At 48.1% G+C, this 24937-nt stretch carries 17 protein-coding genes and 1 tRNA gene; 7 read left to right on the forward strand and 11 right to left on the reverse strand.

Annotation, left to right across the window (positions count from 1 at the left end; all coding sequences use genetic code 11):
- Positions 1–89: 89 nt before the first annotated feature.
- Positions 90–175 (reverse strand) — tRNA-Leu (locus Q5L94_RS04360).
- Between the two features lie 233 nt (positions 176–408).
- Between Q5L94_RS04360 and Q5L94_RS04365 the strand changes: the two genes are divergently transcribed.
- Positions 409–918, forward strand: coding sequence for an RDD family protein (locus Q5L94_RS04365; protein WP_317497236.1), 510 nt, complete (start codon positions 409–411; stop codon positions 916–918).
- 22 nt (positions 919–940) lie between these two features.
- Here the strand turns inward: Q5L94_RS04365 and lptG are convergent, their stop codons facing one another.
- On the reverse strand, positions 941–2011 hold the full coding sequence (gene lptG, locus Q5L94_RS04370; protein ID WP_317497237.1) for an LPS export ABC transporter permease LptG: 1071 nt from the start codon (positions 2009–2011) through the stop codon (positions 941–943).
- A complete protein-coding gene (gene lptF, locus Q5L94_RS04375) occupies positions 2011–3120 on the reverse strand; it encodes an LPS export ABC transporter permease LptF (protein WP_317497238.1) in 1110 nt (369 codons plus the stop codon). The genes lptG and lptF overlap by 1 nt, the downstream gene beginning before the upstream one ends.
- A 133-nt stretch (positions 3121–3253) precedes the next feature.
- On the opposite strand from lptF, the gene pepA reads away from it, so the two are divergent.
- The 3 genes from pepA to Q5L94_RS04390 are packed head-to-tail and all read left to right on the forward strand — an operon-like array spanning position 3254 to position 8067.
- Positions 3254–4759, forward strand: a complete 1506-nt coding sequence (gene pepA, locus Q5L94_RS04380; protein ID WP_317497239.1) for a leucyl aminopeptidase — start codon at positions 3254–3256, stop codon at positions 4757–4759.
- A 1-nt stretch (position 4760) separates the two neighbouring features.
- Positions 4761–5210 (forward strand): DNA polymerase III subunit chi, encoded by a 450-nt coding sequence (locus Q5L94_RS04385; RefSeq protein ID WP_317497240.1) that lies wholly within the window; start codon positions 4761–4763, stop codon positions 5208–5210.
- 7 nt (positions 5211–5217) lie between these two features.
- Positions 5218–8067, forward strand: a complete 2850-nt coding sequence (locus tag Q5L94_RS04390) for a valine--tRNA ligase (protein ID WP_317497241.1) — start codon at positions 5218–5220, stop codon at positions 8065–8067.
- A gap of 74 nt (positions 8068–8141) precedes the next feature.
- On the opposite strand, the gene rraB is transcribed toward Q5L94_RS04390, so the two are convergent.
- The 6 genes from rraB to Q5L94_RS04420 form a co-directional block, all read right to left on the reverse strand.
- Positions 8142–8528 carry a ribonuclease E inhibitor RraB gene (gene rraB / locus Q5L94_RS04395; protein WP_317497242.1) on the reverse strand — a complete coding sequence of 129 codons (387 nt, stop codon included), beginning with the start codon at positions 8526–8528 and terminating at the stop codon, positions 8142–8144.
- Complete coding sequence (locus Q5L94_RS04400; RefSeq protein WP_317497243.1) at positions 8525–9265, reverse strand: 1-acylglycerol-3-phosphate O-acyltransferase; 741 nt, start codon at positions 9263–9265, stop codon at positions 8525–8527. Before Q5L94_RS04400 ends, rraB begins: the two co-directional genes overlap by 4 nt.
- A 13-nt stretch (positions 9266–9278) precedes the next feature.
- Positions 9279–11522 carry a DNA topoisomerase IV subunit A gene (gene parC, locus Q5L94_RS04405; RefSeq protein WP_317497244.1) on the reverse strand — a complete coding sequence of 748 codons (2244 nt, stop codon included), beginning with the start codon at positions 11520–11522 and terminating at the stop codon, positions 9279–9281.
- Between the two features lie 26 nt (positions 11523–11548).
- Positions 11549–13441, reverse strand: a complete 1893-nt coding sequence (gene parE / locus Q5L94_RS04410) for a DNA topoisomerase IV subunit B (protein WP_317497245.1) — start codon at positions 13439–13441, stop codon at positions 11549–11551.
- 66 nt (positions 13442–13507) lie between these two features.
- Positions 13508–13975, reverse strand: a complete 468-nt coding sequence (locus tag Q5L94_RS04415; RefSeq protein WP_317497246.1) for a DUF1249 domain-containing protein — start codon at positions 13973–13975, stop codon at positions 13508–13510.
- Positions 13976–13984: 9 nt separating this feature from the next.
- Positions 13985–14602 carry an NUDIX domain-containing protein gene (locus Q5L94_RS04420; protein ID WP_317497247.1) on the reverse strand — a complete coding sequence of 206 codons (618 nt, stop codon included), beginning with the start codon at positions 14600–14602 and terminating at the stop codon, positions 13985–13987.
- A 184-nt stretch (positions 14603–14786) separates the two neighbouring features.
- On the opposite strand from Q5L94_RS04420, the gene tolC reads away from it, so the two are divergent.
- Positions 14787–16169, forward strand: a complete 1383-nt coding sequence (gene tolC, locus Q5L94_RS04425) for an outer membrane channel protein TolC (protein ID WP_317497248.1) — start codon at positions 14787–14789, stop codon at positions 16167–16169.
- A 100-nt stretch (positions 16170–16269) separates the two neighbouring features.
- A complete protein-coding gene (gene lpxL / locus Q5L94_RS04430; RefSeq protein WP_317497249.1) occupies positions 16270–17211 on the forward strand; it encodes an LpxL/LpxP family Kdo(2)-lipid IV(A) lauroyl/palmitoleoyl acyltransferase in 942 nt (313 codons plus the stop codon).
- Here lpxL and glnE read toward each other — a convergent pair.
- Together glnE and Q5L94_RS04440 are read right to left on the reverse strand one after the other, a co-directional pair.
- A complete protein-coding gene (gene glnE, locus Q5L94_RS04435; RefSeq protein ID WP_317497250.1) occupies positions 17190–20036 on the reverse strand; it encodes a bifunctional [glutamate--ammonia ligase]-adenylyl-L-tyrosine phosphorylase/[glutamate--ammonia-ligase] adenylyltransferase in 2847 nt (948 codons plus the stop codon). The two genes, lpxL and glnE, sit on opposite strands and share 22 nt — an antisense overlap.
- Before the next feature lie 7 nt (positions 20037–20043).
- On the reverse strand, positions 20044–21543 hold the full coding sequence (locus tag Q5L94_RS04440; RefSeq protein WP_317497251.1) for an inorganic triphosphatase: 1500 nt from the start codon (positions 21541–21543) through the stop codon (positions 20044–20046).
- 225 nt (positions 21544–21768) lie between these two features.
- Here Q5L94_RS04440 and putA point away from each other — a divergent pair, with 225 nt between their 5' ends.
- A complete protein-coding gene (putA, locus tag Q5L94_RS04445; RefSeq protein ID WP_317497252.1) occupies positions 21769–24936 on the forward strand; it encodes a bifunctional proline dehydrogenase/L-glutamate gamma-semialdehyde dehydrogenase PutA in 3168 nt (1055 codons plus the stop codon).
- Position 24937: the final 1 nt, after the last annotated feature.

Below are 24937 nucleotides of genomic sequence, written 5' to 3' on the forward strand. Positions count from 1 at the left end.
ATTTTTTAACTTTTTTAAATAGGATCGAGAGATCTACTCTTTCGAATGGAAAGTTGCTTAAGGAAATATCAAGTGAGTATAAGTGGTGGTGGTGGCGCTGGACGGACTTGAACCGTCACTCCCAGAAGGAACCTGATTTTGAATCAGGCGTGTCTACCAATTCCACCACAGCGCCATGCTTTATAAGGTGAACGCGTTGCATAACAAAGCAACGGGACGGAATTATACTCCTCCACTCCCTCTAATCAAGCAATAATTCATTAAAACACCTTATAATCCAACTAACTGCTGATTCCTTATACAATTGAGAGTACAATTAGGAATACAGCTGAGGACACAACTGAGATAGCTGTCAGCCCGCTTAGCTCATGATATGATTAAAACACGATTGAGTTAACTGAGTTTCACATGAGTTCCGAAGCGCAAAAATTACACGCCAGTTTCCCCAGTGCCAGCTTTCCCAGACGTTTTGTTTCCTGGGTTTATGACTTTTTAGTCGCCGTAGCTATTATTATGCTTGCTTCAGCTGTGGCTTTACTCTTTGCCGCGCTGCTGACTGCTTTTGACTGGTTAGTGCTGCCCGAGGGAATGGATCATGCCGCCTGGCTGGCTCAGGGACCATGGTACAGTTTGTATCTTATATCCGTTGTTTCGCTATTTTTTGGCTGGTTCTGGAAGCGTTCGGGCCAAACCTTAGGCATGCGCGCGTGGCGCCTGAAACTCCAGAACCGTGATGGTTCGCGACTGACTAATCGTCAGGTTTTCATCAGGCTGCTTACCTGTTGTGCTGGCCTTGGAAACCTCTGGGTTCTGGTCGATTTTAAAAACAAACGTGCCTGGCAGGATTACGCTGCCGGCACCGAAGTAGTCACACTTTCAAAGGAAGCAAACCAGCTGTTCTACTGGAATGAGCTATAGGTCTTAGAGGTACGGCCAATTGTCAGGCCGTACGCCCCCGCATAAAGTAAACCGCCACTCCTGCAAATAAAATACTGGGCAGCAAAGCCCCCAGAATAGCCGGAATTTGATATACCTGAGCCAGCGGACCGAAAATTTCGTTACTGACATGGAAGCCAAAACCAGTAATAACACCAAGTAATACCCGGGCGCCCATTGTCGTTGAACGAAGCGGACCAAAAATAAAAGACAAGGCCACCAACAACATAACTGCCACCGTTATCGGTGCGAACAGTTTTCGCCATAACGCCAGTTCGTAGCGCTCCGCGGATTGCTGATTACTCTCCAGGTAAGTTAAATAATCCAGCAGCCCTGTAATTGAAAGCGACTCAGGCTTTATGGTCACTACTCCGAGTTTATCCGGCGTTAAGCTCGATTGCCAAATCATGCTTGGCTTTTCATCGCGTAACATGCGGCTATCATTAAGCTGCGTAACAGTCACTTGCTGCATACGCCATTTGTCACCGCTAAAGTTAGCGGTTCGGGCGTAAGTTACTTTTTGCAACTCACGATTGTCGTTAAAATCGTAAATTAATACGTCGTTAAGCCGTCCAGTATCTTCCACTTCACCAATATTGATAAAGTCTGAACCATCTTTCGCCCACACACCCTGCTGAGCGGATATTAAACTACCGCCGGAAATAGCCTGTGAACGTATGGCTCGCCCCTGAGCTTCCATCGGTGGCGCTACCCACTCACCAACGGCCATAACCGCAACCATCATAATAATGGCGGACTTCATTACCGCGCCAATAATGTTTAAACGTGACCGCCCGGCAGCCATCATAACCACTAACTCGGAATTACTGGCCAGCATGCCCACGCCAATCAGTCCTCCAAGTAAGGCCGCCATAGGGAAAAAAGTTTCAACATCACGAGGCAGGCTGTAAAACACAAAGAGTGCCGCATCCATAACATTGTAGTCACCGCGACCAACCGCTTTTAGCTGTTCGACAAAGCGGATTAACGAAGAAAGCCCGGTTAATACAGCGAGACTTAAAAGCGATGTCCGTAATACGGAAAGCCCAATGTACTTATCTAAAATACTAAACATCAGTGCCTCCGCGCAGCGCCAAAGCGCAAGTTTGCCAGTAATCGCAATCCGAGCGGACGTCCCTTACCTACAAGAGCCAACCCAAAAATAAGCAAAATGAAGTGTATCCACCACAAGCCAATAATAGGCGGGATAACACCGTCCCTGATAGCTGACTTCGCCGCCATCAACAATAAAAAGTACCCCAGATAAATAAGCAGCGCGGGCGCCATTCTTCCGAATTTGCCCTGACGCGGGTTTACCCGGCTTAGCGGCACAGCAATAAGTGTCAGTAGTGGCATTGCCAACGGAATAGCAATACGCCACTGCAATTCTGCAACCGCTGCAGGTTCCTTTCGCGATAACAGTTCAACAGTTGGGTAAGCCTCAAGTTTTCGTAGCTGCTCACTTGCCTGCTGCTCTTTAATTTGCAATTGATAACTGTCGAACGACATCATCTGATAGCTGTCGTCATCGCCGGCATAACGTTTTCCCTGACCCAGTTCCAGCCGTTGCGAGCCCGTCGTTTCACTAATCACTTTGCCAGTTTTGGCCATCACCACACTACCAGACTGTAACTCGCCCTGATTGTGCGTGTGCTGTGCAACAAAAACTTCCTCCAAATCACCATCATCGCCAACACTTTGTACAAAAATTACTGCTTTCTGGTTGCTGGCTTGCTGGAACCGCCCGGGCATAAGCGCTGTTAACCCGCTTTCCGAGCGGGCCTTATCTTCTAACTTTTGTTCCTGATCAAGCGACCAGGGCACCAACCATAAAGTAAAAGACGCAGTAATTAATGCCAGAATCAGCGATAGCACCAGAGTTACCCGGGTTACGTACCACTCACTAACTCCGCAGGCATGCAAAACGGTCATTTCGTTGTCGGCGTAAATACGTCCGTGAGCCAGTAAAATCCCTAAAAACAGACTAAGGGGCAGAATCAATGACAATAATGCAGGCAGGTTCAACGACAACAGTTGAAAAATAATAGCGCCCGGTATGTCCCCTTCTGACGCATCCGATAACACACGGACAAATTTCTGACTGACAAAAATTGTCATCAGGATAAAAAGTACAGCAAGCTGCGACTTCAGGGTTTCACTGATCAAATAGCGGAATATGCGCACTGGTGTTCACTCATAACTTGGGTTTTTACTGGAATAGCTGTGATTTTTAAGTAAACTTGTTATTTTAACAACAAAGTGTCTTTATAGCGAAACTATAGCAGGCATTGAAGCCACCTGAAACAGGAGCACTGTCATGGAGTTCAGCGTCAAAAGTGGTAATCCGGAAAAACAACGCTCTGCTTGTATCGTTGTTGGCGTGTTTGAACCTCGTCGTCTGTCCGGCGTTGCCGAACAATTAGACAAAGTCAGTGATGGTTATTTAAGCAACCTATTACGCCGCGGAGACCTCGAAGGTAAATCCGGCCAGGTTTTGCTGTTACATCATGTCCCCAATATTCTTGCCGAACGTGTTTTACTGGTCGGCTGTGGTAAAGAACGCGAACTTGATGAGCGTCAGTACCGCCAAATTATCGCCCGTACTATGAACACTTTGAACGAAACAGGTTCAATGGAAGCGGTATGCTTTCTTAGTGAACTGCACGTTAAAGGTCGTGATACTTACTGGAAAGTTCGTCAGGCAGTAGAAGCTGCGCGGGCAACATTGTACAACTTTAATGAGCTCAAAAGTAAAAAAGAAGAGCCTCGCCGCCCGTTACGCAAATTGGTTTTTAACGTTCCAAGCCGCAAAGAGCTGGCTTTAGGCGAACAAGCTGTGCAGCATGCATTAGCCGTGGCAACCGGAATGGATATTTGCCGCAACGTAGCAAATATGCCGCCTAACATTTGCACGCCTCGTTATTTAGCCGATCAAGCCAAATTAATGGCTGATAATTACGACAATCTATCGGTTACCACGGTTGAAGAAACCGAAATGGAAAAACTGGGGATGAATGCATACTTAGCGGTTGGCCGAGGTTCAGAGCATGAGTCAGTACTCACATTAATGCATTACAAAGGCGCTCCCGATGATCAAGCGCCCATTGTTCTGGTTGGTAAAGGTCTGACATTTGATTCTGGCGGTATTTCAATTAAGCCGTCCGCCAATATGGATGAAATGAAATACGACATGGGCGGAGCGGCGGGCGTTTTAGGCGCAATGCAGGCTCTGGCCGAATTGCAGCTGCCTATTAATGTTATTGGTGCGGTCGCTGGCTGTGAAAACATGCCAGATGGCAAAGCTTACCGCCCGGGTGACATTTTGACTACCATGAGCGGCCAGACGGTTGAAGTGCTTAATACCGACGCAGAGGGTCGACTGGTGCTTTGTGACACCCTCACCTACATTGAGCGTTTTGAACCTGAATCGGTGATTGACTTAGCGACGCTGACAGGCGCCTGTGTTATTGCGTTAGGCAGTCATGCTTCCGCCGTGCTCAGCCAGCACAACCCGTTAGCACACGAAATTCTGAACGCTGCTCAGCAAAGTGGCGATAAAGCCTGGCGCATGCCGCTTTGGGACGAGTATCAGTCGATGCTGGACAGTCCCTTTGCGGATATGGCGAATATTGGCGGGCGTGAAGCCGGCACTATTACCGCTGCCTGTTTCCTCTCGCGTTACACTAAAAAGTACAACTGGGCGCACATGGATATCGCAGGCACTGCCTGGCAAGGTGGTAAAGACAAAGGCTCGACAGGCCGTCCGGTACCACTGTTAACTCAGTTCTTAATCAACCGGTGCGACACCGAGGCAGCTGAATAAAATGTCGTCAGCCACCTTTTTCTTAATGCCGGACCAAGCCGAAGATGAGCAAAACCGGCTTATCTGCGATAAGATAGCGGAACTGTACCGAAAGCATAAAAAGTTGCGGGTCTGGGCCCGCAGTCAACAACAGGCTGAAGCTCTGGACGAACTCTTGTGGCAACAACCAAGTGATGCTTTTATTCCGCATAACTTACACGGCGAAGGCCCGGCTACTGGTGCTCCGGTAGAGTTCTGCTGGCCTGAGGCAGATGCCGTGAACAACCGACCGGGTTATGCACTGTTTAATCTGGCGGAAGATATTCCGGTACAAGCTCAGCAGAGCCAACAGCTTTATGACATTGTTCCAGCCGATGACAATGGCAAAAAAACAGCTCGCGAGCGTTACAAACATTACAGGGCGCGCGGTTGCCAAATGCAAACCGAGCCCCTGACATCCGAACAGAAGTAAGGTCATTATGGATAAAACATACTCCCCTGCAGCGATAGAACAAGATCTCTACCAACAATGGGAAGAGAAAGGCTATTTCAAGCCTTCAGGTAAAGGCAATTCCTACTCGATTATGATTCCGCCACCCAATGTTACCGGCAGTCTGCATATGGGCCATGCCTTCCAACACACTATTATGGATACGCTTACCCGTTACCAGCGCATGGATGGCCTTAATACCCTTTGGCAAGTAGGTTCTGACCACGCAGGTATTGCCACGCAAATGGTTGTTGAGCGCCAGTTGGCAGCTCAGGGACAAACCCGTCAGGAGCTTGGTCGCGACGCGTTCATCGATAAAATCTGGGAGTGGAAGGAACAGTCGGGTGGCACAATTACCCAACAAATGCGCCGTCTGGGCGACTCAGTAGACTGGGATCGCGAACGCTTCACTATGGACGAAGGTCTTTCAGATGCGGTCCGTGAAGTCTTCGTAAAACTGCACGAAGACAACCTGATTTACCGTGGTAAGCGCCTGGTCAACTGGGATCCGGCGCTGCAAACTGCCATTTCTGATTTAGAAGTCGAAAACAAAGAACAACAAGGTTCAATCTGGTATCTACGTTACCCGCTGGCCGATGGTGAGAAAACGGAAGACGGTAAAGACCATTTAGTGGTCGCAACCACCCGCCCGGAAACCATGTTAGGCGATGTTTGTGTTGCCGTGCATCCCGACGACCAACGCTTCGCACATTTGGTGGGCAAGCACCTTGAGCTACCGATTGTTAACCGCTGTATTCCGATAGTTGCCGACCATCACGTTGACAGCGAATTCGGTACCGGTTGCGTAAAGGTAACCCCTGCACATGATTTTAATGACTATGAGATTGGCAAGCGTCATCAAACTGGCATGATTTCCATTTTTGATGACACCGCTCATGTTATGGCAAAAGCAGGCCTTTACACCAGTACGGGTGAAGCGCTTGAAGAGCTGAACGGATTTAATGGTGCACTACCTGAACAGTACGCAGGTAAAGAGCGTTTCGAGGCTCGTAAACAGCTTATTGCTGAATTTGACGAACTGGGCTTGTTGGAAAAAATTGAAAAGCACACCAACAAAATACCTTATGGCGACCGGGGTGGCGTTCCTATTGAACCGCATTTGACCGACCAATGGTATGTCCGCGTTGAGCCTATGGCCCAACAGGCAACCGAAGCGGTTGAAGACGGCCGTATTGAGTTTGTGCCTAAGCAATACGAGAACATGTATTTCAGCTGGATGCGCGACATTCAGGACTGGTGTATTTCGCGTCAGTTATGGTGGGGACATCGCATTCCTGCATGGTACGACGAACAAGGCAATGTGTATGTTGGTCGCACCGAAGAAGAAGTGCGCGAAAAGCACAATTTAGCCGATACGCCGCTACAGCAGGACGAAGATGTACTGGATACCTGGTTCTCTTCCGCGTTATGGACCTTCTCTACCTTAGGTTGGCCCAAAAATACCGAGGACTTAAAAACCTTCCATCCGACCGATGTGCTGGTTACCGGTTTTGACATTATTTTCTTCTGGGTTGCCCGCATGATCATGATGACCATGCACTTTATGAAAGACGAAGAAGGCCAGCCGCAAGTTCCGTTTAAGAAAGTTTACGTAACTGGACTTATTCGCGACGAAGAAGGTCAGAAAATGTCTAAGTCTAAAGGCAATGTATTAGACCCGCTGGACATGATTGACGGCATTAGTGCTGACGAACTGGTCACTAAACGTACTGCCAATTTAATGCAGCCTAAAATGCGCGAGAAAATTGAAAAGCGCACCCGCAAGGAATTTCCTGAAGGTATTACCGCTCACGGAACCGATGCACTGCGTTTTACATTAACTGCGCTTGCCTCAACAGGTCGCGATATCAACTGGGACATGAAGCGCCTCGAGGGTTATCGCAACTTCTGTAACAAGCTGTGGAACGCCAGCCGTTATGTGCTGATGAGCACCGAAGAACATGACTGTGGGCTTGAAAATGACGACATGACCCTGTCACTGGCAGACGAATGGATCATTGCCCGTTTTAACAGCACAGTAAAAGACTTTCGTCAGGCTTTGGATACCTACCGTTTTGATCAGGCTGCGGCTATTGCATACGAGTTTACCTGGAATCAGTTCTGTGACTGGTATCTGGAACTCACTAAACCGGTGCTGCAAAATGGTACTGAAGTACAACAACGCGGTACCCGCCACACGCTGGTAAATGTTTTAGAGCGGTTGCTGCGTTTATTACACCCAGTTATGCCTTACATTACCGAAACCATCTGGCAACGCGTTAAACCGCTGGTTGGTAATACTGGGGATACCATTATGCTGCAGCCGTTCCCTCAGGTTGAGGACAACGTCAGCCATCAGGCAATGCAGGACATGGAGTGGCTTAAGCGCGTTATTTTGGCTGTTCGTAATATTCGTGGCGAAATGGATTTATCACCGAATAAGCCTTTGCCTCTGCTGCTCTCAAATGCGGACGCAATGGCCAGAGGCCGTATTGAGAATAACCAAAGCTTCCTCAGTAGCTTGGCAAAACTGGAGTCTATTGAGTTTATTGAAAGCGACGATGACGCTCCGGCCAGTATGACCGCGCTGGTTGATACGTTGAAGCTACACATTCCAATGGCCGGTTTAATTGATAAAGAAGCTGAGCTGCAACGTCTGCAAAAGTCTATTGAGAAAGCAAATAAAGAGTGGCAGCGCCTGAATGGCAAGTTAAGCAATGATAACTTTGTCAGTAAAGCACCTGAAGCTGTCATTGCCAAAGAACGTGAAAAGCTTTCAGAGGCTGAAACAACGCTAGAGCAGTTGCAGGAACAACAGGACAAGATTAAAGCTCTTTAATTTTGTACAGCGCCATTGCTGAAAAAAAGCCCGGGTCATTAGACTCGGGCTTTTTTTTGCTTCACAGAGGAGGCTCACACCTCTTCATCATCTAAGCCTTCATCGTCAAGTTCTTCGTCTTCAATCAGAGTACCCCAGCCGTCGTATTCAACTTCGCATTCGTCAGCAATAGCAGCTATTTCACGCACCTGACGGTTGAGAATATCGTTATCGAGCTCAGCGTCTGTGACTGCCATAAACGCAAACCAACGCTTGCCACGTTCGTCTTCAAATTCATCGGCATCGTCCACATGATACCCCTGCTTGACCAGTTCAACAGCGGCTTTTTCCAATTTGGTAAAGTCCTGGCTAGCTAAGTGATGTTCAATTTCATACAAGAGTTCCGTTTCTGCACCATCAGCAATCAAAGCCTGTACAGTTTCTTCACTTTGCGTAAGTAGATCGCTAAGATCTCGACTCATGTTTTTTCCTTTTTAGCCTGTTCTTGCTCAATGCTCGCGTTTAACTGCTTAATTTTATCATCCATTTTTTGATGACAGTGAGCACTTAATTCACGTAGGTTCTCTCGCTGGTAATTGGCAATTCGCACCGGTTCAAGAAACGCCACTTTTAACACACCGTTGTTCCAGCGGTTCATCTTTATCTTACCGTGTAATTCAGACACGCAGACCGGCACGACATCCACCTGGGCACGAAAAGCAGTATGAAAAGCACCGTTTTTAAATGGCAACAAACCACGCCCGTAACTGCGAGTGCCTTCTGGAAACATCCATACCGAAATATCGCGCTGCTTTATTGCATCGGCCGTCTGCCCGATTGTGCCATGCGCTTTACCGGCATTTTTTCTGTCTATAAGGATATTGCCTGCCAACCAGTAGAGCCAGCCGAAAAACGGTATCCACCTAAGACTCTTCTTGCCAACAGTAACGGTATTTTTTGGCAGCATTGCTGCTATGGTAAAAATTTCCCAGCTATTTTGATGATTGCAAATAAAGACATAAGGCCCACCCTTTGAAATATCCGGGTGCCGACTGACCTCAATTCGCATCCCCAAAACCCGTATTGCCCAACCAAAGATACGGGCAAAACGATACGTATTGTTGCGGTGAAAAGGCCGGACGATACAAAACAAGCAGCCTACGACACCAAACACCACAACAAAACCACCAAGAAACAACCATCTCAACAAGGCTAACATTCAAACTCCCCAATTAATCCTTGTTTTCCTCAACCACTATTTCGTCGACACGTTGCAACCCGCGCGGCAGTTTATTGCCCCGGCGACCACGTTCTCCGTAATAATGTTCTAAATCAGCCGGCTTCAGAGTCAGTTTGCGTTTACCTGCAATGAGAGTAATGGCAACATCCGGCGCTGCGGTCGCCAGAGCAAGCACATATTCCTCGCGGGACTGCGCTCTTAAGGCAGGAATGCTGATTAACTTATTCCCTTTTCCTTTGCTCAGCTGGGGTAGGTCTGCAACCGGGAAGACCAACATCCGGCCCTCGTTGGAAATAACAATGACTTTGTCGTGTTGCAGGTCATTCACCTTATTCGGCGGCAGGATCTTAGCCCCGGTAGGTAATGTAATAATGGCTTTACCATTTTTATTACGACTGACTAAATCACTAAACTGACAAACAAACCCGTAGCCTGCGTCAGACGCCAGTAGCAAATGGCTTTCATCTTTTGCCATTAAAACATGCTCGACATTCTCACCAGCAACCAGGCTAAAACGTCCGGTCAGAGGTTCTCCCTGACTTCTCGCTGATGGCAACAGATGAGCTTCACAGGAAAAGCTTTTTCCTGAAGTATCCAGGAACACCACCGGCTGATTACTCTTACCCTCAGCCGACGCCAGATAACTGTCACCGGATTTATAACTGAGCTTATCACCCTCGATATCATGACCTTTGGCTGTACGTACCCAGCCTTTCTTAGAGAGCACAACAGTGACCGCTTCAGCAGGTGTTAAGTCTCGCTCGCTTAGCGCTTTTGCTTCAGAACGTTCAACGATAGGCGAACGACGTTCGTTGCCATAATTCTCAGCATCCGCCAGCAATTCTTTTTTAATCAAAGTTTTCAGACGACGATCAGAGCCCAGCAAGGTCTCAAGCTTATCTCGTTCTTTATTCAATTCATCTTGTTCGCCAGTCAGCTTCATTTCTTCTAATTTAGCTAAGTGGCGTAACTTCAATTCAAGAATCGCTTCGGCTTGCTTATCGGTAAGCGCAAAACGACTCATCAGTTCTTCTTTCGGCTTGTCTTCTGTGCGAATAATCTCAATAACTTCATCAATATTCAGATAAGCAATGAGTAAGCCTTCCAGAATATGCAAACGCGCCAGCACTTTATCTAAACGATGCTGCAAACGTCGGGTTACCGTTGTCTGACGAAACTCCAGCCACTCTTTGAGAATGCCCACCAACGGCTTCACTTTTGGTCGACCATCTAAGCCGAGAATATTCAGGTTAACCCGATACTGCTTTTCTAAGTCGGTGGTAGCGAACAGGTGGTTCATTAATTGTTCGGTGTCGACCCGGTTCGAACGAGGAACCACAACCAAGCGGGTTGGGTTCTCGTGGTCAGACTCATCGCGCAGATCAGATACCAGAGGAAGCTTTTTCGCCTGCATCTGCTGAGCTATTTGCTCTAAAACCCTTGCACCCGAGGCCTGATGTGGCAGCGCCGTAATAACAATTTCGCCGTCTGCAACGCTGTAACAAGCTCGCATTTTAATGCTGCCACGCCCAGTTTCGTACAATTTAACGATGTCTTCCGACGGCGTAATGATTTCTGCATCTGTCGGATAGTCCGGGCCCTTCAACACTTCCATTATATCTTCAAGCTGGCTGCCCGGCTTTTCCAGTAACATCGCGCAAGCATTTGCCACTTCACGGGCATTGTGCGGAGGAATGTCCGTCGCCATGCCAACGGCAATACCGGTTACGCCATTCAACAAAATATGGGGCAACCGCGCTGGCAAAACTTGAGGTTCCTTCATGGTTCCGTCAAAGTTCGGTATCCAGTCAACCGTGCCCTGACCCAGTTCGCTCAGCAGCACTTCGCTGAACTTAGACAACCGAGCTTCGGTATAACGCATAGCCGCAAAAGATTTAGGGTCATCCGGAGACCCCCAGTTACCCTGACCGTCCACCAGAGGGTGACGGTAGGTAAAAGACTGAGCCATTATTACCATTGCTTCATAACAGGCGCTGTCACCATGCGGATGAAACTTACCCAGCACGTCCCCCACGGTACGCGCCGATTTCTTATATTTTGCTAATGCAGACAAGCCCAGCTCTGACATGGCGTAAACAATGCGTCGCTGTACCGGTTTCAGGCCATCGCCAATATTTGGCAGCGCCCTGTCCATAATTACGTACATGGAGTAATTAAGGTAGGCCTCTTCAGTAAAGCGACTCAGTGGGCGGGTTTCTGTAACTTCCGTCGTCATTCTGACTTCTCCTTGCTCACAAGTGCTTACAGTTCAGCCAAATCGGCCATGTTACCTTTGCTTTCCAGCCAGGTACGGCGATCACCAGCGCGTTTTTTCGCTAACAGCATATCCATTAACTCTTCCATTACTTCGCCGTCATCAATGGTCAGCTGGACTAACCGGCGGGTATTAGGGTCCATGGTGGTTTCTCGCAGTGTCAGTGGGTTCATCTCACCCAGACCTTTAAAACGCTGCACATTCACTTTGCCTTTGCGTTTCTCTGCTTCAATCCGGTCCAGAATGCCCTGCTTCTCTGCTTCATCTAACGCATAAAAGACTTCTTTGCCCACATCGACACGATACAACGGCGGCATCGCCACAAAAATATGGCCATTCTCGACCAACGGTCTGAAATGTTTTACGAACAATGCGCACAACAAGGTAGCAATGTGTAAACCATCGGAGTCGGCGTCGGCAAGGATACAAATTTTTCCATACCGCAATTTGTCCAAATCAACACTGTTTGGATCAACCCCGACCGCTACCGAAATGTCATGAATTTCCTGCGAGGCTAAAATTTGCTCGGGATCGACTTCCCAGGTATTTAAGATTTTACCCCGCAGTGGCATAACGGCCTGAAACTCGCGATCGCGGGCTTGCTTAGCAGAGCCTCCGGCGGAGTCCCCTTCCACTAAAAACAATTCACTGCGGCCTGGTTCCTGACTTGAGCAATCTGTGAGTTTACCGGGCAGCGCTGGACCCTGAGTCACTTTTTTACGAACCACTTTTTTACTGGCTTTTAAGCGTCGCTGCGCGTTACTAATACACACCTCGGCTAAAAGTTCGGCTTGATCGGTATGCTCATTCAGCCACAAGCTAAAAGCGTCTTTTACCACACCAGAAACAAAACTGGCCGACTGACGGGATGACAAACGCTCTTTGGTCTGTCCCGCAAATTGCGGGTCCTGCATTTTTGTCGACAGAATGTAACTGCAACGTTCCCAGACATCGTCTGGTGTTAATTTGACACCACGGGGTAACAAATTACGAAACTCGCAAAACTCGCGCATGGCTTCCAGCAAGCCCTGACGCAGTCCATTAACATGTGTACCGCCGAGCGTAGTAGGAATGAGATTAACGTAACTTTCAGAGACCCCTTCACCACCTTCCGGGAGCCAGGTAACGGCCCAGTCAACGCCTTCAGTCTGAGAGCTAAAACTTCCGTCAAACGGCATTTCCGGCAACGTCGGTACATCTTTTACCGCTTCCACCAGGTAGTCGGTCAGACCGTCCTGATAAAACCAGGTATCTTCTGTACCGTCTATTTTATTGCGGAAGGTTATTTTCAGCCCGGGACAAAGTACTGCCTTAGCTCGCAAAATATGCTTTAGCTTGGTTATCGAGAATTTAGCCGAATCGAAATATTGAGGGTCTGGCCAAAAGTGAACCCGTGTGCCGGTATTTCTCTTACCTACGGTACCGGTAACCTCGAGCTCACTGACTTTATCACCGTTTTCGTAAGCCATTTCGTAAACCTGGCCGTCACGTTTAATAGTCAGCTCTACGCGCTTGGAAAGCGCATTAACAACCGAAATACCCACACCATGCAAACCACCGGAGAATTGATAGTTTTTATTTGAAAATTTACCGCCGGCGTGCAGTTTGCTCATAATCAGTTCAACGCCGGGAACCCCCTCTTCCGGGTGGACATCCACTGGCATTCCCCGTCCATCATCTGTCGTTTCGAGAGATTGATCGGGGTGCAAAACAACTAGTAATGATTTAGCGTGCCCCGCCAGAGCTTCATCGACACTGTTATCTATAACTTCCTGACCCAAATGGTTAGGTCGAGAGGTGTCAGTGTACATACCGGGGCGGCGCTGAACCGGTTCCAGTCCGTTCAGCACCTCAATGGAGTCGGATTTATAGTCTGTCATGAGTCCCTGTTTTTATTATTGGCTCGATCCGCAAAAAGTCTGCCTCAATTTACCGTTAACTGGCGTCTATTTGAAGTAGTAAGGCATAAATTTCTGAACGGCTTCACTGAGTTTTGGTTGAATATGACCTTGCTTTCGACACAAGGTTAACCAGTCAGCCAAAAACTGATTAACCTGATGCTTTTCGTCTCGGTGCCGCATTTCGCGGTTAGGTTGTTGATAACGTGCCGCTAATCGGGTAACCCCCTGACTGGATATGATCTCAGCCATACGCACATCATGGTATAACCTTACCGTCATTCTTGCCTGTAAGTAATCCGCCCAGTTTGGCTTCAATTGCTCAATTTCTATATCTGAGGTGTAGCGCGATTCACTAACGTTGCGTAAATTGAAAGCTAAGTTTTCGCCCGCGTAAAGCGTAACCTCAGCTTCAGGTTCAGATTCAAGCTGAGACAGCAGCGGTAACAAGCCTGCGTAATTTAGTTCAGTTAGCCGGTGCAGTTCCGCAACGTCGACAACATAGCGCTGTTGCATAATAAAACCTCAGTTTTGCTCCTGGTCAGAGAACATCTTATCACGATGTAGTAACAACCATTGTAACCCAATAACACTTGCCGCGTTGTTGATTTCTTCACGTTCGAGCATGCTAATAACTTCTGTTCTGGGTAAAACGTGAACCCGAATATCTTCGTCTTCTTCGGGTAACCCGCCAAAACTGGCAGCCGACTGGCTGTCGACTTCGGCAATATAAATGGTCAACTTTTCGTCGGTACCACCCGGACTTGAATAATAGCTGGTCGCGTAGATTAAGCGCTTAGCTTTTAACCCTGCTTCTTCCTCTAGCTCACGTGTAGCGACTTCCTCTGCGCTCTCGTCAGCGTCAAACATACCCGCGACAAATTCATACAACCAGGGACCATTTTTATTATCGAGCGCTCCCACCCTAAATTGCTCCAGAACAACCAGTTCATCGCGGACTGGGTCGTAAGGAATAACCACAACAGCGTGCCCGCGTTCCATTAATTCCCGGTTTATCGCCGGACTCCAGTCACCAGAGAACAGCCGATGTTGTAAAGAATAGCGGTAAACCGACAAAAAACCTTGATAAAGAGGTGCCTTTTCCTTTACTTTCACATCATCTCGGTGAAAACGAATCGTCATGTTTACTGTCCTTTCTTAGGGGTAATTAAAGACAAACATTCTGTTACACTTGAGCGAATTCTGAAACCATGTTTTTCTTAAACTATCTGCGCAAATCATTTATACTGGTAATCATTCAACACTGTATGTAAACTATGCGCAATCATTGAACAATTGCATGTCAAGTAACAGGAATCTGACTACCATGAAAAAGCATATTTTGTCGGCAGCTGTCGGTCTGGCATTGACCACAGCCTCTTTTACGTCAAATGCTGAAGATTTGGCTCAAATTTACCGTTTAGCCGTAGATAATGACCCGACCTTATTACGCGCAGCAGCAGAACGCAATGCTGCACAAAAAGGTATTGATATTGCCAACTCAGGATTCCTGCCGCAAATTTCAGGTCAAGCAAGTTACAATGATTCGACCAGCGACTCTCCTGAATTTGTAAATTCTAGTATTCAAGTTTTTGATAGTGATACTAAAGGCTGGCAAGCTGGGGTCACTCTAAATCAAAGCCTGTTTGACTGGAGCGTTTGGAAAAACGCCGATATTGCTGAAAAACAAGCTTATCGGTCAGAAGTTGCGTACAGTAACGCCCAGCAAGATTTAATGCTTCGCGTTGTGAATGCGTATTTCCAGGCACTACAAGCCCGCGATGACTTATCCTTCGCGGAAGCTGAGAAAAAAGCGATTGAGCGTCAGCTTGAACAGACCAAACAGCGTTTCTCCGTTGGGCTAACGGCCATTACTGACGTACATGAAGCACAAGCGCAGTATGACAGCGCAGTTGCTCGCGAAATTCAGGCGCGTAACGCGGTAGAGATTGCGCTGGAAGATATCCGTGAAATTACCGGTCAATACCCACAAACTCTGGCGGCACTGGATACCGAAACTTTTTCACCCAGTAGCCCGGCGCCGGACGATGTCCGTCAGTGGGTAAAGAGAGCCGAAAACAGCAACCTGAGCCTATTGGAAAGTAAGGTATTAGTGGATATCGCGGAACAACAAATTCAACTGAGCCAAAGCGGACATTACCCTACAGTTTCTTTGCAAGCGAGCTATTCTACCCAAGATAACGAACGTACTATTTCGGATCAAAATGGCCAACAGACCACTGACTTACCACGTCTGGACAGCCGTTCTATAGGTCTAAACGTCAGCGTTCCCATTTTCTCAGGGTTCCGTACCTCATCTGAAGTTGCGCAAGCGCGCGATAACTACGTTGCAAGCAGCCAACAAATGGTACAGACTCGCCGCAATATTGAACGCGAAGTGCGAAACGCTTATTACCAGGTGTCAGCATCTATTGCCAGCATTAACGCATTCCAACAGTCTGTGGTATCTGCCGAGAGCGCATTAAAAGCAACTGAAGCGGGTTTTGAAGTAGGTACTCGCACCATTGTGGATGTACTCGATAGCACCCGTAATTTGTATAATGCAAAGCGTAACTTATCGGAGGCGCGCTACGGCTATATTCGTCAGATTTTGGCACTTGAACAAGCAGCCGGCCAGCTGCAGGAACAAGACCTGATGGCTATTAACAGCAGCCTTTCTGAAAACGTACAAGGCACTGCCGCAGACTAGCTGCGCAGACCACGGCACCGCCTGACTATTGGCGGTGCCTCATTTTTGAATTTTTATGTTACTATCCGCGGCAAATAGCGAATAATAAGCGACATCAGCTGTGATCGAACCTCCCAAATTTAAATTCTACTTTTTACATCCTAAGTTTTGGCTTACCTGGCTCGGTGTTTTCATCCTGTATAGTGTGTCATGGCTGCCTTATCGACTTCAGCTCGCAATGGGTCGCGGGTTGGGCTTGCTGTTTAAAAAGCTCATGCCGCGCCGGGTGAATATTGCCCGTACCAACTTAAGGCTTTGCTTTCCGGAATACAGCAATGAGAAGATCGAAGCATTGCTAACCGAAAATATGAAAAATACCGGAATCGCATACTTTGAAGTGGGCATGGCCTGGTGGTGGCCGAGCTGGCGGATTAAACGTAAACTGCATGTTCATGGCGAAGAGCATTTGCGTCAGGCTCAGGAAGATGGCAGTGGTGTTCTGCTACTGCTATTTCACTTCCTTAGCCTCGAAGTTCACGCCCGCTTACATGGCTTTGTCGAGCCAGCTGTTGGTCTTTATCGCCCACACAATAATGCGGTCATGGAGTTCTTACAAACCCGCGGCAGAGGGCGTTCAAACAAATATATGATCCAGCGTCGCGATGTAAAAGCCATGATGAGATCGCTTAGCGAAGGTGACATCGCCGGTTATCTTCCGGATCAGGATTATGGTCGTCGTCGCGTCGAGTTTGTTAAGTTCTTTGCCGTGCCGGATGCTTCAACAACCTTAGGCACTATGCTTTTTGCCCGCAACCCTAACTGCAAAGTCATGGTGAGCCGTTGCGTCAGACGTGACGACGGAAGCGGTTACGATCTCTTTTACGAACCGCCGCTTGAAAATTTCCCCACAGGAGACAAAAAAGCGGATGCCGAACGCGTGAATAGTTTAGTGGAAGACGCCATTCTAAAAGCTCCGACACAATATCTCTGGGTTCACCGCAGGTTTAAGACTCGTCCTGACCCCGACATGCCAAGCTACTATCAGTCATCTTCCAGTAAGTGATTCCAGCAATTGAGCACAGCCTGACGTTCATTGTCCAGGTTGTGTTCCTCCAATAACTGCTCACCCTGTAACGCCAACGAATGACTCTCACAGCGGAAAATTTGAAAGGCGTTAATTAAATTCTGAGCATCCACTTCTGTTAGTAAATGTAACTGTTGCGCTTCAGTCAGAAGCCTGACGTTATCACTGTATTTGCATAGCTCCGGATATTTATGCGCATAACGCAAAACCAGGTACTGAGTGATAAACTCAATATCAGCAATACCGCCGGGATCTTGTTTTAAATCGAACTTCCGGCTGTTTCTTTGCGTCAAATGCTCACGCATTTTTTCACGCATTTTAACAATATTCTGACGCAGTTCGTGCTCATCTCGTTGTTGAGAAAGAACGCTCCGGCGTATATCCATAACCGTGTCTCTTAATGCAGGAACACCGTATACGGGTCGCGCACGCACCAAAGCCTGTAATTCCCAGGTCCAGGCGTCATCCCGCAAATAACGGGCAAAAGAACTCACCTGCGTCACCAGGAGGCCAGCCTGTCCTGATGGCCGTAAGCGTAAATCCACGTCATACAAAATGCCAGCAACCGTTCGGGTAGTGAATAAATGCAGAACTCGTTGTGCCAGGCGTAAGTAAAACTGCTGAACCTCAATAGGTCGTTGCCCGTCTGTTTGCCCCTGATAATTGGCATCCGTTACAAAAACCAAGTCAAGATCGGAGCCATACCCAAGCTCCTGCCCACCCAATTTTCCGTATCCAATTACGGCGAAACCGGTATTGTCAATGCTGGCTCCTGCAGGCTTTCCGTGTTTTTGAGTCAGATGTTGCCAGGCCAGGCCAACCACTTCAGCGATAGTCGCTTCTGCAAGAGCACTTAAATGATCACTGACGTTCATCAATTCTAAAACGCCGCTAATATCCGCTGCGGCAATTTTAAGTTGCAGTGCCTGCTTAGCCTGACGCAACGCATCCATTTGTGTTTCTAAATCTTGTTCAGGAATACGTATAAGGTATTCGCGCAGCACAGCCGCGTAATCCTTTGACTCAGGCAGGCTGTAAAGCTGCTGCGGGTCAATCAGTTCATCCAGAAGTATGGGGTGCAAAGCCAGCTGTTCAGAGATCCATGGGCTGGCCATACACAATTTGCAAAGCTGCTCGCGGGCGCCGGGGTTTTCAGCCAGCAATTCAATATACGCCGTTCGGCTCATAACCGCTTTAATAATAGAAAGCAGCCTTTCCAGCAAACGTTCCGGGTGCTGATGCTGAATAGCATGTCGAAGCATTATCGGCATTAACCTTGCTAATGCTGAACGCCCTCTTGGACCTGAACTTCGACGCCGGCTCTCCTGACGAAAGTTTTTAATCAGAGTCCATAATGCCAGGGGTTCATCAACCCCTTCACTTTCTATGATTTCTAATGCTGCATCATCATCCAACATGTCCTGCCATAAAACCTGCAAGCCTTGTTCATCCTCGTCATCTTCAGACTCCGCACCAACCACCTGCTGGAACTCTGCATGAATGCGCTCCATGCACTCGTCAATTTTTCTCTGCAAGCTCTCCCACTCAGGTTCATTCAACATTGCGCACAGCCGTGCGCGACCTGTTTCATCGTTAGGTAGTTGCTGCGTTTGCTGGTCATCAATTTGTTGCAAACGGTGCTCAATAACCCGCAAATACTCGTAATCTTCCAGTAGCTGGCTAGCATGCTCCGAGCTGATCAAATCGAGTTCCACCAGACCGTTCATAGCAATGTAAACTGAACGTGTCTGCAGTGATTTTTCCTGCCCTCCGCGAATAAGCTGATGCGCCTGGACAATAAATTCCACTTCGCGAATCCCGCCGGCACCCAGCTTGATGTTATTTTTAACTCCCTGTCGGCGGGTTTCCTGGGTAATTAAAAGCTTCATTTTACGCAGCGCTTCAATGGCACCAAAATCAATATAACGACGGTAAACGAAAGGTCGTATCAACTGCTGAAACGCTTGCTCATATTGTCCATCAGCCCCTATCATGCGGGCTTTAACCATGGCGTAACGTTCCCAGTCGCGCCCCTGCTCCTGATAGTAATGTTCCAGAGCATTCAAACTGGTTACCAGGGGGCCCGACTGACCAAAAGGTCTTAAGCGCATATCGACCCGAAACACTTGCCCGTCTGCAGTCGTCTCGTCAAGTAACCCAATAAGTGACTGCGCGAGCCGCTTGTAAAAAACCCCGTGCTCCAGATTACGTCCGGGCCCCTGTGTTTCGCCTTGTTCAGGAAAAGCAAAAATAAGGTCAATGTCGGACGAAAAATTCAGCTCTTTTCCGCCCAGCTTGCCCATACCAATGACCAGCATAGGCATTAGCTGGTCATTAGCATCAAGCGGTTTACCGTGGCGCTGGACAAAACGCTCAAACAACCACTCCAGACTTTTACTAATTGCTGCATCAGCAAAGGTACTGTAGTGGTGCAAAGATTCTTTTAACGACACTTGCTGCAGGATATCTGCTGCAGCAAGCTTCGCCATCCAGCAGTGGCGTAGTCTCCGTAGACATTTTTTTGCCTCATCTTCGTTCGTTATTTGACTTAACGACTCTGCTATACGGTCACCGTAGCTTTCAGCATCAACCAAATAAACAGTGGTTCCACTGCCGTCAAAAAAATCGGTTATAAGATGCTCGGGGTAACTTTCTGCAACCCTTCCAATGAACGGGCTGACAGCGAATAGAGCCCGTAATATCTGCTCCTGTTCAGCTGTGAGCTTAATACTCTCTGCAACCTCTTTAAAACGTTCCCAGGCTGTTTCCGTCTCGCTCATCAATTTATTGTCGGGAGTTAGCATAACCACCTTAATTTAACCAGTATGGTTCACGTTTCAGCGCAGCTTTACGCGAATATTCAAGAGCTTTTAACAGGGATTCTCGTTGGGCTTTTTGCCAGTCCATCAGTTTTTCATCCTCTTCATCGTCGCGGTCCCGAATACGCTCATGCAAAATATGCAAAGCGGTAATTTCACGAATGCCGCGGGCTAAATCCTGCCAGGGCAAACGAAAACTTTCTCTCAAATCCGCATCAAATAAATGTCCGAAACAAGTCCCCATCAAAAGGCTATTTTGCAAGGGGGTCAGCAGCTTAAGATACCCTTCTTCACTAAGCTTTTCGTGCTCAGAAAATGCCGTTTGTACCAGCTGCCAGTCGCTTTTTAAGAGTTGACTGCTCCAGGGCAAAACCGGCTGCTCCAGCTCCTCTGTCATTTCTTCTTTCAACAGAAATTCCGACAACCCCAGTACGGTTTTCTGGTATGCGGCAGAATGCACTAATTCAGCGACCTCATTCAGGCGAATAACATCCTCCTGACTGTTGACTAAAGATTCATACAATTTGCTGTAACGCTTAAGCGCACGATGATAAGCCCCATCTTCAGCGGTTAGCTCATCCAGCCCTTCAAAGCGCTTGAGCCACTGCAGCTTCGCAGTTATTTGCGATATGCCAGTCAGCAACCGTCGCTCTCCAACACCGTTCTCAATGAGCTGCTCCAACACAACCCGCACCATTTGCATGCCGTCCGCCATTCCTTGTACCGCCCGGACACTGGGCTGGAAGTCCAGACAGGCTTCATTATGCTGCCAATGACGCAAGCCAGACTCTAACGATCGGTAAAGCGCCTGACCTACATTTTGCTCAGAGTGGATTGGTACATAGTGCATTTGTGTAAAAGGCTCCAACAAGCTTTTTCCAGCCAGCAGATAGCCCCTTGCTGCTTTACTTAACGAGCCGACCCGCGCACCGGCTTTTTTCACTAACTCGTGCGCCAGGCGATATACCTCGGTTAAAGAACCACCCTGTAACTCCAGTTCAATTTCCGCTATAGGTTCTCGCTGCTCGCCCGACTCTATTTGACCTTCATCAAAAACCATTTCGATTACACCTTCGCCACTGGGAAGCCGCCAACGGGTTCGGGTGAAATTAGTCACAAACAAGGTGTCCAAATCGCGCTGAATATCGTAAACCGGAAAGTCATCCGGCCATATCTCGTTATCAAACAGGGTTAAGTCTGGTTTGTCGCTATCAATATCAATATTGTACTCAGGCCTTTGATGCATACCGCCCATAACCCGACCAGCCAGTTTCACCGTCTGCTCTTTATGATCTTTATCGCTGCGTATCCGTAATCCAATGTCGAACTGACGTAAACGTAAATCGGACGTGTCAAAATAGGAATTTTTGAGTTCAAATTGTTCTTTGCGGGGTTTTGCCTTATGAGAATCCGCCAACGACTGGCAGACTTCGAGTGCTTTTTCTCGCTGTTCTGGAGCAATCAGTAACTTGAGCTCAACTTCTTGTGACATAAATCGATTCCGATGCGTTTAATAAGTTAGATTAAAGGTACTGGCTTGGCGGCTAACGGTCAACAAACACGGGCATTTAGTTCACTTGACACCAAGGGTGAAAAGTTGCAACGTGAGATCCGACCATGAAGGGTCTTTACCCGCGCAAAAATAAGCTTATACTTGCGCCGATTCCCAACTTTGGGGAAGCACGCCGAGCTTCGGCCTGGCTACACAGGAGATGCTATGTTCAAAGCGAGTGAGGTGCTATCCAAACAGCATCAGGCTGAGGACTTAAAGTCCTTACAGCAGGCAATTACTGACAATTATATTGTTGATGAAGACGAATATATGCGTGAACTGTTGCCGCTGGTTCCTGCCGATGATGATACGGTTAGCGCAGTAACCGAGCGCGCAGCTAAGTTAGTTGAGCAAGTAAGGGAAAATACAGATAACGGCGTCGTGGACTCGTTTCTGCAAGAATACAGCCTGGATACCAAAGAAGGCATTATTTTAATGTGTCTTGCTGAGGCATTATTGCGAATTCCTGATGCTTATACAGCTGATGCGTTAATTCAGGATAAACTTTCCGGCGGTGACTGGCAAAAGCACATGGGCCAGAGCGCGTCTTGGTTAGTTAACTCAGGCACCTGGGGATTAGCACTGACAAACAGTGTGACAAACCCTACAGGCAAAGCCATGGAAACACCGCGCTGTGCGTTCCGTCGTCTTGTTCGCAAACTCGGTAAACCTATTATTCGCAAAGCAACCTACACCGCTATGCAAATTATGGGTAAGCAGTTCGTACTGGGACGTACCATAGAGGAAGCCTTGAAAGAAAGTCGCGATAACCGTGGCAAGGGCTACACCCATGCTTACGACATGCTTGGCGAAGCCGCACTAACTATGAAAGATGCGGATTACTACAAGCAGCAGTACGTCAACTCAATTAAGACGATAACCAAAGAAGAATTTAATAACCCGGATGCGCCGCGCCCGACAATTTCAATTAAATTGTCAGCCCTGCACCCTCGTTATGAAGCATCAAATCACGAACGGGTACTAACTGAACTGGCCACCACGTTGACCGAACTGGTCAAGCTGGCCAAAGAAGCCGACGTAGGTGTAACTATTGATGCTGAAGAAGCCGATCGCCACGAGCTTTCAATGGAACTGTTTGAGAAAGTTTACCGCAGTGGTGTCTGTAAAGGCTGGCCACGTTTTGGTTTGGTTGTACAGGCTTACTCGAAGCGTGCACTGCCAACCTTGTGCTGGATAACTGCACTGGCAAAAGAGTGTGGCGATGAAATTCCTGTACGCTTGGTAAAAGGGGCTTATTGGGATAACGAAATTAAGTGGACTCAGGAAAACGGTCTGCTTGGCTACCCGGTATTTACCCGCAAGTCGCACAGCGACATTTCATATTTGGCCTGTGCCCGTTACTTACTGAGTGACGACACCGACGGTGCCATCTACCCGCAATTCGCGACTCACAACGCACAAACCTTTATGGCCATTCAACAAATGAATGAGACCCATCAGCGTCGAATTGAGTACCAGCGTTTGCACGGCATGGGTGACAGCTTGTATGACACTATAATGGAGCAAAATCCAGGTATGGTGGTACGTATCTACGCACCAGTTGGCCCTCACAAAGATTTGCTGCCCTATTTGGTTCGCCGGTTGCTGGAAAATGGTGCTAACTCGTCATTTGTCCATAAACTACTGGACTCTGATACGCAGGTTAATGATCTGGTCGAGCACCCGATGAAAACCGCGTCCGGCCACGAAAAATACGCAAACAGCAAAATTCCACTTCCCTCAGAAATGTATGGGGATCGCACAAATTCATTAGGATTGAATATGAATATTCACTCACAAGCAGATGATTTTATTGCAGCGGTTCAACAATACCGTGACAAACAATGGCAAGGCGGCCCCATCGTCGATGGGAAAACCATAGAAACCGACCACCATGTCAGTATTACCAGTCCTCAGGAAACCTCAAAGCAGGTTGGCAGTATCTACTGGGGTGATAAAAAGCTCTCTGAACAAGCACTGAAAAGTGCGAACGCTGCCTACAAATCCTGGCGTAACGTTCCAACCGAAGAGCGGGCGGAATGCTTAGAGAAATTTGCCGACTTAATGGAAGCGAACCGCAACGAGCTTATTGCGCTGTGTTCAGTAGAAGCAGGCAAAGGCTTACAGGACGGTATCGACGAAGTTCGCGAAGCCGTTGATTTCTGTCGCTATTACGCCAACCAGGCGCGTGAACTCATGGGTGGTCCTATTCAGTTACCGGGTCCAACAGGCGAAGATAATGAGCTGTTCGTTGAAGGTCGTGGAACTTTCATCTGTATCAGCCCATGGAACTTCCCCCTTGCCATTTTCGTCGGCCAGGTTGCAGCCGCTTTGGTTACCGGTAACTCAGTTATTGCTAAACCAGCAGAACAAACCGGGCTTATCGCATACCGCGCAGTGCAGCTGGCTTTGGAAGCAGGCATTCCGGGTAACGTATTGCACTTTATGCCGGGCAGTGGCGCCGAGGTCGGTAGCTACTTAACCAGCCAGGAAGACATTGCCGGCGTTTGCTTTACCGGTTCAAGCTATACCGCTCAGGCCATTAACCGCGCGCTAGCGGCGCGTACTGGTCCAATTGTGCCATTGGTTGCTGAAACCGGCGGACAGAACGCTATGATGGTTGACTCTACTGCTCTGCCGGAACAAGTTGTCACCGATATCGTTGCCAGTGCCTTCCAGAGTGCGGGACAGCGTTGTTCGGCTCTGCGTGTTCTGTTCGTACAGGATGATGTTGCTGACCGTGTCCTCGACTTACTACGTGGCGCTATGGAAGAGCTGCAAGTTGGTGACCCACTGCTGCATGAAACTGACGTTGGCCCGGTTATCGACGGAATTGCTAAAACCAACCTGGAACAGCACATATCTGATATTCAGCAGGCTGGCCGCCTAATTGCCCGCGCGCCACTGCCCGATTACGCTATGGGTGGTACTTTTGTTGCCCCTACAGCAATCGAAATTGACAGTATCAGCCAGTTGGTGAAAGAAAACTTCGGTCCTATTTTGCACGTTATTCGCTTTAAAACGAGTGAAATTGACGAGGTTATTGAGAGCATCAATAACACTGGCTTTGGTTTAACTTTCGGTATTCACAGCCGTAACGAAACCTTCGCTCACGACGTGGCTAGCCGTATTGATGTGGGTAACGTCTACATTAACCGTAACCAGATAGGTGCGATTGTCGGCGTACAACCATTTGGTGGTCGCGGCATGTCTGGTACCGGACCGAAAGCCGGTGGTCCACACTACCTTACTCGTTTTATCACCGAAAAAACGCGCAGTGACAACATTACTGCCGTTGGCGGTAACGCAACCTTGTTGTCTTTAGACGATTAAA

The organism is Idiomarina sp. Sol25, assembly GCF_033052775.1.
Taxonomy (GTDB): Bacteria; Pseudomonadota; Gammaproteobacteria; order Enterobacterales; family Alteromonadaceae; genus Idiomarina.

What these genes read in the sequence shown, in the direction of transcription:
- Q5L94_RS04390 (WP_317497241.1), top strand. Translation starts at nt 5,218, where the DNA reads ATGGATAAAACATACTCCCCTGCAGCGATAGAACAAGATCTCTACCAA.
- parC (WP_317497244.1), bottom strand. Translation starts at nt 11,522, where the DNA reads ATGACGACGGAAGTTACAGAAACCCGCCCACTGAGTCGCTTTACTGAA.
- pepA (WP_317497239.1), top strand. Translation starts at nt 3,254, where the DNA reads ATGGAGTTCAGCGTCAAAAGTGGTAATCCGGAAAAACAACGCTCTGCT.
- Q5L94_RS04400 (WP_317497243.1), bottom strand. Translation starts at nt 9,265, where the DNA reads ATGTTAGCCTTGTTGAGATGGTTGTTTCTTGGTGGTTTTGTTGTGGTG.
- parE (WP_317497245.1), bottom strand. Translation starts at nt 13,441, where the DNA reads ATGACAGACTATAAATCCGACTCCATTGAGGTGCTGAACGGACTGGAA.
- Q5L94_RS04365 (WP_317497236.1), top strand. Translation starts at nt 409, where the DNA reads ATGAGTTCCGAAGCGCAAAAATTACACGCCAGTTTCCCCAGTGCCAGC.
- putA (WP_317497252.1), top strand. Translation starts at nt 21,769, where the DNA reads ATGTTCAAAGCGAGTGAGGTGCTATCCAAACAGCATCAGGCTGAGGAC.
- Q5L94_RS04385 (WP_317497240.1), top strand. Translation starts at nt 4,761, where the DNA reads ATGTCGTCAGCCACCTTTTTCTTAATGCCGGACCAAGCCGAAGATGAG.
- Q5L94_RS04415 (WP_317497246.1), bottom strand. Translation starts at nt 13,975, where the DNA reads ATGCAACAGCGCTATGTTGTCGACGTTGCGGAACTGCACCGGCTAACT.
- lptG (WP_317497237.1), bottom strand. Translation starts at nt 2,011, where the DNA reads ATGTTTAGTATTTTAGATAAGTACATTGGGCTTTCCGTATTACGGACA.
- Q5L94_RS04420 (WP_317497247.1), bottom strand. Translation starts at nt 14,602, where the DNA reads ATGACGATTCGTTTTCACCGAGATGATGTGAAAGTAAAGGAAAAGGCA.
- tolC (WP_317497248.1), top strand. Translation starts at nt 14,787, where the DNA reads ATGAAAAAGCATATTTTGTCGGCAGCTGTCGGTCTGGCATTGACCACA.
- Q5L94_RS04440 (WP_317497251.1), bottom strand. Translation starts at nt 21,543, where the DNA reads ATGTCACAAGAAGTTGAGCTCAAGTTACTGATTGCTCCAGAACAGCGA.
- rraB (WP_317497242.1), bottom strand. Translation starts at nt 8,528, where the DNA reads ATGAGTCGAGATCTTAGCGATCTACTTACGCAAAGTGAAGAAACTGTA.
- glnE (WP_317497250.1), bottom strand. Translation starts at nt 20,036, where the DNA reads ATGCTAACTCCCGACAATAAATTGATGAGCGAGACGGAAACAGCCTGG.